Genomic DNA, 10705 nt, shown 5'->3' on the forward strand with positions numbered 1-10705 from the left:
ATTCGGGGCACTCATCGGACCTGGCTCCGGAGCCGTGGATCAAGCGCAAGCGCCAATAGGTCGGCCAGAAGATTGACGGCGATATAGGTTACGACGAACATCAGCGTGATCGTCTGGATCAGCGCCAGGTCCCGGTCGTGGATGGCCTGGATCATTAGGGTCCCTACGCCGGGGTAGTTGAAGACCTGCTCGATGATCACCACCCCGCCAAGCAGCCAGGCGAGTGTGAGTGCAGCGAGGTTGAGCGTGGGGATCAGCGCATTGGGCAGCACATGGCGCAGCAGAAGAGGAAGCATCGGCAGCCCACGCAGGCGTGCGGCCTCCACATAGTCGCTGGCCATGACTTCGATAACGCTGGTCCGCGCAATGCGCATGATATGCGCCGTCATTACCAGCCCCAGCGTGACGACCGGGAGCACGATATTGGGCAGGAATTCGCCGATCGGTGCACTTGGCGGTATAACGGTGACCGCCGGCAGCCAGCGCAACCAGATCGCAAAGACATAAATTAGCAAGGTGGCAGAGACGAATTCGGGTACTGTCATCGCGAAAAGGGCGATGCCGGAAATCGCCAGGTCGCTCGGCCGATCGCGCCGAAGTCCGGCAACAACCCCCAAAACAATGGCGAGCGGGATACCGACGAGGGCGGCGGCGCCACCCAGGAGCGCCGTATTCCGCAGGCGCGGTCCCAGTATGTCGGCGACGGACTGGCCGCGAGACAGCGCGATCCCAAAATCGCCCCGCAACAACGATCCCAGCCAATGCGCAAAGCGAAGCACGCCGGCCTGATCGAGCCCAAGCTCACCCCGACAGCGGGCCAGTGCCAGAGCGTCCCCCTGCTGCTGGCCCAGCATCGCGGTGCAGGCGTCTCCGGGCAGGGCCTGCAAGCAAACGAAAACGACCACGGACGCAAAGAGAAAGGCGAAAAGAGCACCCATCAGCCGGCGCAGCATCAGCGTTAACATAATGTTCTCCTGAGAAGAAACCGCGTGGAGGCCCGGCCGGCGTTCACGCCCAGCCGGGCCTCCCGGAGTCGCCTGGCTACTGCGCTTTCGCAACCTCGTTCCAACGGATCGCGAAGTCCTGCACCGGCGGAAGCCCGCTGACCTGCTTCGTCGTGACGCGGAAGTTGTTCTTCGTGAAGGGGATCATCGTTCCGCCTTCCTCGTAGAGCATGCGCTGAGCCAGAGTGTAGAGTTCTTTGCGCTGGTCGACGTTCATCTCTCGCCGGGCGGCATCCAGCAGCCAGTCGAAGAAGGGATGGTCGAATCCGGATTCATTCCAATCGGCTTTGGAGCGAAAGACCTCGTTCAAGACCTGGTCTGCCGGCCGCTGCGACCAATCCGTGAAGCAAAAGGGCACCTTGGTCCATACTTTCGTCCAGTAGCCGTCAGCCGGCACGACCTTGATGTTGACCTTGACGCCGATTGCAGCCGCCTGCTGCTGATAGATCTCGGCCATTTGGATTCCGGGGGCGGCCACGTCGGAGGTGTAGAGATCGACCTCCAGCCCGTCGGGATGGCCGGCGTCGGCCAGAAGCTTCTTGGCTGTTGCGGGGTCGGCTGGGCAGTCGATTTCGGAACGATAGGGGTCGCCGCTCCAGATCGGGTGGTCGCAGGTGATCGTGCCGCCCTCGGCGCCGGCCAGAAGCCCGCGCATGGCCTTGCGGTCCACCAGAAGTCGAAGTGCGCGCCGCACCCTCACATCATCGAAAGGCGGCTTGTCGTTGCGCATCACTAGTCCTGACCAGTCGCCGGTGGCGACACTCTGGACGACAAAGCCCGGCCCCTTGAAGAGGGGCAGCTTGGCGTTTTGCACCGATCCCAGAAAGTCAATCTGGCCAGCGAGCAGTGCCTGCACCTGGGCATCATCGCTGGCAATGGCGATGATCTCGATGCGGTCGAGCTTGGGACGACCTTCCCAATAGCCCGGGAAGGCTTCGACGATGGTCGTACCGGTCGCATCAAGCTTCACCAATTTGAAGGGGCCGGTCCCAATTCCTGTTTCGTTGAGCTCGTCCAGCTTATCCGCCCGCCCCCGCGAGGAAAGGATCCGGGCCCGATAGTCCATCAGCAGGAACGGAAAATCGGCATCTGGGTTCGCCAGCGTAACCTTCACAGTCGAGTCATCGATCGCCTCCGCCTTGTCGATAAAGCCAAGGACGGATCGAGTAGGGCTTGCAATCTTTTCACTCTTGATGCGCATTAGAGAATAGACGACATCCGCTGCCGTGAAGGCCGTTCCGTCGTGGAAGGTAACCCCCTGCCGCAGTTTGAAGGTCCACTGCCTGGCATCGTCCGAGGCGGACCAGGACACGGCGAGATCGGGTGCCGGCTCTCCATGATCGCCTTGGCGCAATAGGCGGTCGTACAGAAGCTCATTCAGCTCGTAGAAGCGGGTCGGCGAGATGGGGTCGGGCGACTCCTTTCCACCATAGCCGAGAGGATGCGCGATGCGCAGGGTCGCCGCCTGTTCGGCGCTGACGACCCCTGTGACTGCCAATAGCACGGCGAGAGCCAGCCATAACCTCCTTAAGTGTAGCTCTCTTGCCCAGCGCGCCTCCAGAAAGCCGCTTAAGAAGACATACATGGTCCGTAAGTAGTTTGTGGAAGATCTCGGCTTTTCAATTTCGTACCGAACTATCGCATGTGGATCGGCAAGTTCTTTCATGAATGGATTCCTTTTTCCCGTGAATGACGCTATTTGGAGAGTTTTTGATCGAACACACCATCGAGCTGCTGAAGCATACGCCGCGCCAGGATTCCCCCTTGATGGAATGGTTCCGTCGCCACCGCCGCCAGTTGATCTTATGCCTCGGCAGTAGGATGAGTTCGCCCGGGTGGTCCCGTCGACCATGACTTTTTTCCTGTTCATCAAACTGACTGCCCTCGATGATATCGAGCGGCGCAACCTGCCAGCGACGGGCTGGTGTCTGATGGCCAGATATCTAGGTATCTTCTTAGGGCTCTGGCGTTACACTTTGATGACATAGGCCATACGACACCGCTGACGGCTTCAATCAACACCAAGGCTCGAGTGGCTCGTATCGAGAGCCCTCGGATAGGCGCCCCATTTCTGGCTTGCGGCCGCGCATCCGCGACCCTGATCGCGGTCCCGGGGGTTGGCAAGAGAGGGAGGTCCGGCGCTCGGACGGTGGTCCTGCCGGCCGAACCTCATCATCGGTCCCCGACCCATGGGCCTCCGTGACGGGGCCGCGATCGGCGCGGCCTCATGAACGAGATTAAGAAATGAACAGGAAGGAAAGCGCTACTCGCACCCCGCAATCACACTGCCCTCGGATTATGGTTCGGGGGTGAGGGGAAGATCCGGAGATCGCGCTGCTCAGATACGTGCTTGGATGATGTGGCGCGTGCGCAGTAGTCTTCGATTCCATGACGCCGCTGCTTCGCGCGTGGCAAGCGCTCCCGTTTCTCCCTGACGTATCGACTGCGTTCGATGTGGTTCTGCCGCCGCTCATGGGGGACGCTGCTGCCGAACGATAAGGGCCTGCGATCCGGCAAGCCTCCGACCTCATCAAAACGATGCCAGCCGAAGAAGAAGGAGATGAGGACTCCAGTCAGGGATCTAGCGAAAAAGGTTTCGGGGAATTACCGAAGCACGCAACTTAACAAGAACGGGCGCATTTAAGCGGGAAGCCAACGCTACGCCTCCCAATAATGCATGCCATATTTCAAGGCCATGCTCTTCTGATGAGAAGCGAAACCCACTCGGTAATGACAGATCGCCGCCGGACGACCGAGAACAAACCGATCGCCGACATTGTCTCTGCAATCGGACTGATCACCGGCGACCATAGAAGAAGCTCCAACATCGCCGGACATCGGACCGAGCGGAACCCGTTGAACGGCACGCATTCCGCTTCCAGGGAGGAGTTTGATCCGCCATTCTTGGGCAGACGTCGGGCAACCGACACGATTGTTTCGCTTTGTCGAGTAAGCAACACGGAGCAGTTCGGCTCGGCTCCTGCTGTACCGTCATCTAAGCCATTGAAAAGCATGTAGAACATTCTTTGTGAGGCTTTTCCTGCTCAATTGGCACGAGTTTTGAGCCTCCAATAGCGACGCGGCAAGATCTGGGGACCGATATTCCTGTCGTGGGCAATATCGCGAGGAGGAAAGCACCATGTCAGGTTCGCGGCGAATCCACATTGTATGAAAAGAGGGCATCGCCAGTGGGATCGATCCATATGGCAATGCTAGCGAGGGTGTAGGAGATCTACACGTGGCCCGAGAGAGTTTCCCCTTCGAATGGTTGCACCGATACATTTCGGTCGCGGCCGCGGCAGCGGAGTAAGAGGTTGATCCGCTATCTCTTCGATGCTGCAAACGCCATTACGGCGCTTGGGCTGACCTTCGCCACTACGGCGATCTATTTTGCTATGGTCGGACGTTTCGAGGTGGGCATCTGTTTCGCCCTGTGGGCTCTTTTGGCGGATGACGCGGATGGCATGGTCGCGAAGAGTTCCCCGAACCGGTCCGCTTTGACGGCACAGGTGGGGGCCGCGTTCGACGGACTAGCTGATTTGGTCTACGCAGCCGTCTTTCCAGCAGTGCTAATCTTGTCTTTTGACGCTTTCTCCGTTCCCGCACTGTTGGCTGCGGTCTGCCTTGTCCTGTCAGGGGCTCTCCGGCTCAGCTATTTTTCGACGTTCGGGCTCGACGCTGACGGATTCGGCAGAGGATTGCCGTTGAACAATGACCTCTTCGTGTTGGCGGCACTCTTTGCGACAAACCGCTACTGGCCGATCCCCCAACTTGGCTCTCTCTTGATAGGCGCGGCGCTTCTTCTATCCGCGCTACACCTCTCAAGTTTCAAATTTCCTGGGACCGGCAATGCCTTGCGCCTAGCCAACCTCACACTCGCTGCAGCTGGGTCTATCGCCCTTCTCGCAAGTTAATTGGCATCGTAGCTATAGGGAGGAGATACATGGAAACCTCTTTCGAAGCCGAAACGCGCGCTGTCTTCGATCGCTATCAGCGCCAGCAGGAGAATGACGACCACATATTTGAGAGGTTAGTCTCTCTAATCGAGGAGGAATATTTCGGCCTGCCAACGGGCAGCTTCCACGGGCTTGACGTCTTAGATGCGGGCTGCGGCTCGAACGCCAATGCGTCCTATGCGTTTCTTAGCAAGGGGGCACGTAGCGTTGTTTCTCTTGAATTAAGCAATGATTGGATGGATTGTGCGCGCAAACGGCTTAGTCGATTTGGGCCGCGCTCGGCACTGGTTACTGGTAGTGTGCTTGACCTGCCGTTTGACGAAGAGAGTTTTGATTTTGTTCATTGCGCAGGGGTTCTGCCGCACACAAGCGATCCAAAAAAAGGCTTCGAAGAGCTTGCCCGCGTAACCCGCCCCGGGGGCAGCTTCTTTTTGACGATCATGGGGACCGCCAACGGTATCATTTACCGATGCATCAATCACTTGCGAGAACTCTACAAAACCGACGACCAATTCCGCACGGCAATCGACAATCTTAATGCATACACGGCGCGTGGAGCCATCGACTGGCTGTTGAAAACAAAAGAGAGTGAAGAAAAAGAATATATCGCTGGGGAGAATGAGTTCTTTCGAAGTCTTTTCGATGATGATTTGTTCGTTACGATACGGGATCGCTTCCAAGCGCCGACGTACCACGAGTTCTCCTTCACCGAGGCTCAAATCAGAGGCTGGTATGCCGAGTACGGCTTCCAGAACATTCGTAGGATTTCAAGATATACGAGAGATTTCCACAACCTTCGGCGCTTCCTCGCTCCGATGTACCGTCACTATGACCACCCGCTGGCCCGGTTTTGGTTCGGCGACGGCTGCATCCAGATGATCGGCGACAAGCCAGGCAACTAGTCGTGTCATTCGTGCCAAGAGAGCGAGCCCAATGTGCGGAATCTTTGGGATAGTCCTTAAAAACGAAGATACGCCGATCTCTGCTGAGGCGGTAGAACGTTGCGCTGACGCTCTCGCTCATCGCGGACCTGATGCGAGCGGTCTTTACATTGATGGTTCGGTCGCATTCGCACATCGACGACTATCGATTATCGACCTTCATTCTCGATCCAATCAGCCCTTTCGCGACAACGATACCGGAGTTGTTGTAACGTACAACGGTGAGATATATAACTACCGTGAAATAAAAACTGAATTGAGCAAACTGGGTTTCTCCTTTTCGACGATGTCCGATACCGAGGTACTAATTGTCAGTTACCTTGCTTGGGGAAAATCGTTTTTAAATCACCTTGACGGGATATTTGCCTTTGCGCTCTTTGATCCGCGGAAATCGCTCGTCATAATCGCTCGAGATCGGCTGGGCGTAAAACCTCTTTACTACACGATTTGCGATGTTGGGCTTCTGTTCGCGTCGCAACCGAATGCTCTCATTCGCTGGCCGGGGGTCATGCGCGGGCCTGACATGATCGGCGCGCTCAGTTTTCTGTCCTATCGCGCGGTTGTCGGCTCCAGAACGCTGTTCGCCGGGATCTCCAAATTAGAGCCCGGTTATCTGCTTGAAATAAAAAATGGGCGACACACTACCGAACGGTGGTGGAACCTGTCCGAGCGCCTTTCGCGATCAAGGCCAGACTACTCCGACGTGCGGGAGCTCCTCAAAAGCGCCATTCAGCGCCAGCTGGTAGCCGATGTACCGGTCGCCGCATTGTTGTCCGGCGGCCTTGACTCGAGCATCCTCGCCTATGAGCTGTCCGCTCGCTCGCCAGTGCAGCCCATCTGCTATACCGGCAAGGTCGAGACCCCCGATTATGACGAGACGGGCTATGCGATGGAGGTTGCCGCTGCATTCGGGCTCACTCACCGGGTCGTCCCAATCGGAGAACCTACGGATATCAACGCTGTAGCAGAACTGGTTCGCATGCGGGGACATCCCCTTGGAATGCATAACGAAACTGCCATGTTTACCCTCGCAAAGGCGATTTCGAAGGAGCATAAAGTCGTATTCACCGGCGAGGGTGCCGATGAGATTTTTGCTGGTTACAGCCGATTGTTCCGCACGCCGTATGATTACAATCGAAGCAAATTCATCGCCGCATTGCCACCTCCTCTCGCTCAGATCGCGCGCCGGCGCCTTGGGCTCGGGGTCCATGGCAGTCAGCTGCAGTTCTTCTTGGAGCGTTATACTTACTTTCCGGCCGACGAGATCCGTTCGCTTGTTATCGGTGGCCAGATGTGGACAGAGCACGAGACGGCGCTCTTCGATCACTTCTCGACTCAATTTGCCGAGGCGGGCGGAGATTTCTTCAGCAAGATCTCATATGTGTTCGTCTCTACGCACTTGCCCGCGTTGCTGGAAATGGTTGACAACACGACAATGGCAGCTGGGCTTGAAGCTCGCGTCCCATACACTGACCACCAGCTTGTAACTGCCGCCATGGCAATGCCCGGCTTCCAGCGGTTAAGGTGGAGGTCACCGATCGCCCCTGTACAGGCGCTTTGGTACCCGGTTGCTGCTTTTAGCGAACGCCTCGACGTTTCAAAATACCCCTTGCGAAGGCAATACCGGAGCGTCTTGCCCAAGTCCGTTCTATCCCGGAAAAAGATGGGATTCCCGCTACCATTGGGTCAGTGGGCCGTGGGCGAGGGCGCAGCCGAATATCGAAGGCTGCTCTTTAACAAGGATACTCCGCTGGGAGATCTGATCGACGCTACTGCCTTGAGACGCTGGTTTGAGGCCGGACGACGTAACCCATCAGATTCCTTTGGTCGGAAGTTCTGGCTTTTGGCCAACCTCGGGATATTTTTCAAGGAGGTATTCTCTTGAAGAATATCCGAGTCCGAAGTGGGGTGTTTGCGCGCATTTCACAGAAGCCCTTTGCCAAGGAAATGCGAGCAGGCGGTTGCTCCGACCCAGCCGCCTGCGGCACCGATTATGGCATGATCGCAGCAAGGCCGACAAAAAATGGTGTGGTCGGTGCTGCATCACCACTGGACGGGAAACCGAAGAGATTGAGCCCACCAGCAGTTAGCAAGCGCCCACCCCGGATTTTTGATGATGAGCGCGCACGCGATGCTGTTTTCGCTCTCGCTCTCCACCAACCGGGCATGGAAGTATCGAAGTCGGCGGGGTCCAACCTGCTCCGTCTTTGCGTAGACGCTTTCCGTTTGATGTGCTCTGCCGAGGCTTGGCGTCGACATGCCTGGCACTGGCGCGCGCAGGCGGCTGATAGAACGCCGCCTGCCAGGCGCAGGGTGTTGGCAAACCATATTTGCGCAGGCAGGCGTCTGAAAACGAGAGACTGGCCCGGATGGGTTGGTCTGGGTCATTTAGGTCGCGACCTAGAAAGAACCGACCGAAGCCTCCTGAGGTTCCGGATGACACGGCTATGAACGCATCATGTGGATACTTCGATAACCTGTCTTTCGGTTTCATTCAGGGAAGGTCGCTTCTGTACGTACTTTGCTTTTTTGGCAAACGAGTTCGGAAATGATGAATATAACTCACGCTCTTTTTATCATCGACTCTATAGCGCCCAAAATACATCTGTGGAGTGGTAGTTACGATGCACCGTTAGTCCCGATCAACGGTCAGCCACTCTTGGACCGACTCGTTAATCTGTGTTTTGAAAACGGTATTAAAGATATCATTATTTCTGAAAGCACGAGAGGCGGCGTGCCAGATAGATTTTTTACACAGTATTGCACAACGACTCTTTCGCATCGGAACGAGACGTACTGCGATTTATCTGATAAGATTATGGATTATGAGGGTGATATTCTCTTGATATTTGGGCCTCCGTTTTTCAACGGCGACGTTCTTCACAGGATCGATGCCAACAGCGGACTGCGTGGCTCTGCTTGGCGCCCCGACGCACCGACTGGTATCTATCGACTGAGTGCTGATGTTGTACGCGATCTTTTGCTTGAAACTGACGGCGCGGCATCTGACCTTCCACATCAGACGTTGAGCAAATTAGCCTTGGGTTTGTCGCGGCTGGAGATTTCGATTCCTGATGATGAGCGGAATGCTGGCTCCGAACTGCTCGACATTCGCGACGGTGTCGATGTATCCATAGCGGAATTTCGCTATGACAAGGAGAATCTGCCGCGGCGCCTTGAGACCAGCGTCGGAGGATATTGGCGTAAGCCATTCGCCGAGCACATGCTGCTTTGCAACACCCGATTCCCTCCGAAGGCTTTTTACGAGCGGCTCGCGACGAGGCTCGAAGGCGTGTTAACATGCTATCCATCTCAGCAGATTGACATTGCTTCAATTGTTGGAGCGATGACCTCGCAGCAACCGAACTCCATTGCAGTCGGAAACGGGGTGACCGACCTCATACAGGCGCTCTATTCGACGCTGAACCCAGCAATTGTGATTCCCACCCCGACATTCGCCGGCTTTCAAACGCCACTCGATAGCGACCGAAAGACGAGCTTCGTTCTCAGTCCGCCCTATTTCGATCTCGATGTTCGAGCTTTCTTTGACTTCGCGATAGCGACAGACGCAGATACGGCAATCGTTGTAAATCCTAACAATCCGACCGGCCGACTTGTTGACTATGCTGACATGGCATGGTTGACCGAGGCTCTCGGTTCTTGCGGACGGCGGCTGATCGTGGATGAATCGTTTATTGATTTTCCCGCTGAAGGCCGCTTGAACAGCGTTGAGAAGTTAGTGCTGTCCCACGACAATCTGATCGTGGTGAAGAGCCTCGGAAAGGTCTTCGGCCTCGGCGGAATCAGACTCGGCTATCTCATGTCTGGTAATACCGATCTCGTTACTGCCGTGCGCCGGAAACTGCCGTTGTGGAACATCAACGGTATTGCGGAATACATACTGTTCTTGCTGCCCGAATTCGCAGAGGAACTGGAAGACAGTCTAAGAGCGTTACGAGAGGATCGAGAGCACTTCATCCAGGAGCTGCGGACGGTACCGGGCCTCGACGTCGTGCCTTCGCAAACCAATTTCATCTTATGCCGGCTGCCTGAAAATTCGGTTTCCGCTGCTGAACTCAAGCATCATCTCATTCTCTTCGAATCCGTCCTCGTACGAGAATGCGGCTACCAAGCTATGAGCGATGCAGATCGGTATATTCGCCTCACGGTTAGAAGTCGCGCAGAGAACGAAGAGCTCGCAAGAGTTCTGCGGCGCACGTTGGGCCGCTTGATTGCCCTCGCTCCGAAATAAGTAGCCATGTCGTGTCTTCTGTAATTCTCTTGCCATGTGTTGTTAGCTTGGGAGGTTAGTGTGCTTTCCATTCAGTTATCTGTCTTGATGCACAGCGATGAGCTTTTAACGGCCTGACGTGACACTGTGGTCGAGGTTGCGGTGCTGACCTGAGACCCTGAACTTCTCCAGATCTGGGTAGAGTCCGTCGACACATCCTCGAGACTCAAACGTTCCCGACAGGTTCAGCTCCCAGCCCTATTGTCACGCGATTAACGCACCCGATTGCCCTTGACGAGCATGGAGATCACCTTCTTCGCATCTGAGAATCCATCACTCGAGGGTCGGATCGAGTTTGTCGCGCATCCAGTCACCGAGGATGCTAACCGCGAGGGACGTAAACGCGATGACGAGGCTGGGAGCAAGCAGCATCCAGGAGGCGCGGGGGCGCTGTCACATTGTTTGAAGCGTGGACGCGCGGAAGCCCACAGCTGTTTTCAGGCAATCTGCAACGCCGCGGCCTTCCATTCTGCCATGGCATTGAGGCGGTGAGTTCGGATCTGCGTGGCGGAC

At 56.3% G+C, this 10705-nt stretch carries 7 protein-coding genes and 1 pseudogene; 4 read left to right on the forward strand and 4 right to left on the reverse strand.

Going from position 1 to position 10705, the window contains the following annotated elements; genetic code table 11:
- Positions 1-11 precede the first annotated feature (11 nt).
- The 3 genes from ACFX5Q_RS32810 to ACFX5Q_RS32820 all read right to left on the reverse strand — a co-directional run bounded on the left by ACFX5Q_RS32810 (position 12) and on the right by ACFX5Q_RS32820 (position 4027).
- Positions 12-965: an ABC transporter permease gene (locus tag ACFX5Q_RS32810; protein ID WP_404284454.1), complete on the reverse strand. Its 954-nt coding sequence runs from the start codon at positions 963-965 to the stop codon at positions 12-14.
- 76 nt (positions 966-1041) lie between these two features.
- Positions 1042-2670, reverse strand: a complete 1629-nt coding sequence (locus ACFX5Q_RS32815; protein WP_404284456.1) for an ABC transporter substrate-binding protein — start codon at positions 2668-2670, stop codon at positions 1042-1044.
- Between the two features lie 1021 nt (positions 2671-3691).
- Positions 3692-4027 carry a hypothetical protein gene (locus ACFX5Q_RS32820; RefSeq protein WP_404284458.1) on the reverse strand — a complete coding sequence of 112 codons (336 nt, stop codon included), beginning with the start codon at positions 4025-4027 and terminating at the stop codon, positions 3692-3694.
- A 291-nt stretch (positions 4028-4318) separates the two neighbouring features.
- Here ACFX5Q_RS32820 and ACFX5Q_RS32825 point away from each other — a divergent pair, with 291 nt between their 5' ends.
- From ACFX5Q_RS32825 to ACFX5Q_RS32840, 4 genes are all read left to right on the forward strand, one after another.
- On the forward strand, positions 4319-4918 hold the full coding sequence (locus ACFX5Q_RS32825) for a phosphatidylcholine/phosphatidylserine synthase (protein WP_404284460.1): 600 nt from the start codon (positions 4319-4321) through the stop codon (positions 4916-4918).
- A gap of 29 nt (positions 4919-4947) precedes the next feature.
- Positions 4948-5862 (forward strand): class I SAM-dependent methyltransferase, encoded by a 915-nt coding sequence (locus tag ACFX5Q_RS32830; RefSeq protein ID WP_404284462.1) that lies wholly within the window; start codon positions 4948-4950, stop codon positions 5860-5862.
- Positions 5863-5893: 31 nt separating this feature from the next.
- Positions 5894-7786 (forward strand): asparagine synthase (glutamine-hydrolyzing), encoded by a 1893-nt coding sequence (gene asnB, locus ACFX5Q_RS32835; RefSeq protein WP_404284464.1) that lies wholly within the window; start codon positions 5894-5896, stop codon positions 7784-7786.
- Positions 7787-8449: 663 nt separating this feature from the next.
- A complete protein-coding gene (locus ACFX5Q_RS32840; protein ID WP_404284466.1) occupies positions 8450-10153 on the forward strand; it encodes an aminotransferase class I/II-fold pyridoxal phosphate-dependent enzyme in 1704 nt (567 codons plus the stop codon).
- Between the two features lie 312 nt (positions 10154-10465).
- On the opposite strand, the pseudogene ACFX5Q_RS32845 reads toward ACFX5Q_RS32840, so the two are convergent.
- Positions 10466-10576: pseudogene (locus tag ACFX5Q_RS32845) on the reverse strand (ABC transporter permease); the annotation flags it as partial.
- Positions 10577-10705: the final 129 nt, after the last annotated feature.

The sequence above is a fragment of the Mesorhizobium sp. IMUNJ 23033 genome (genome assembly GCF_044778005.1).
GTDB classification, from domain to species: Bacteria; Pseudomonadota; Alphaproteobacteria; order Rhizobiales; family Rhizobiaceae; genus Mesorhizobium; species Mesorhizobium amorphae_A.

Bases quoted from the DNA above. Each gene is read 5' to 3' on its own strand.
- ACFX5Q_RS32810 (WP_404284454.1), bottom strand. From the start codon at position 965: ATGTTAACGCTGATGCTGCGCCGGCTGATGGGTGCTCTTTTCGCCTTT.
- ACFX5Q_RS32815 (WP_404284456.1), bottom strand. From the start codon at position 2,670: ATGAAAGAACTTGCCGATCCACATGCGATAGTTCGGTACGAAATTGAA.
- ACFX5Q_RS32820 (WP_404284458.1), bottom strand. From the start codon at position 4,027: ATGTTCTACATGCTTTTCAATGGCTTAGATGACGGTACAGCAGGAGCC.
- ACFX5Q_RS32830 (WP_404284462.1), top strand. From the start codon at position 4,948: ATGGAAACCTCTTTCGAAGCCGAAACGCGCGCTGTCTTCGATCGCTAT.
- asnB (WP_404284464.1), top strand. From the start codon at position 5,894: ATGTGCGGAATCTTTGGGATAGTCCTTAAAAACGAAGATACGCCGATC.
- ACFX5Q_RS32840 (WP_404284466.1), top strand. From the start codon at position 8,450: ATGATGAATATAACTCACGCTCTTTTTATCATCGACTCTATAGCGCCC.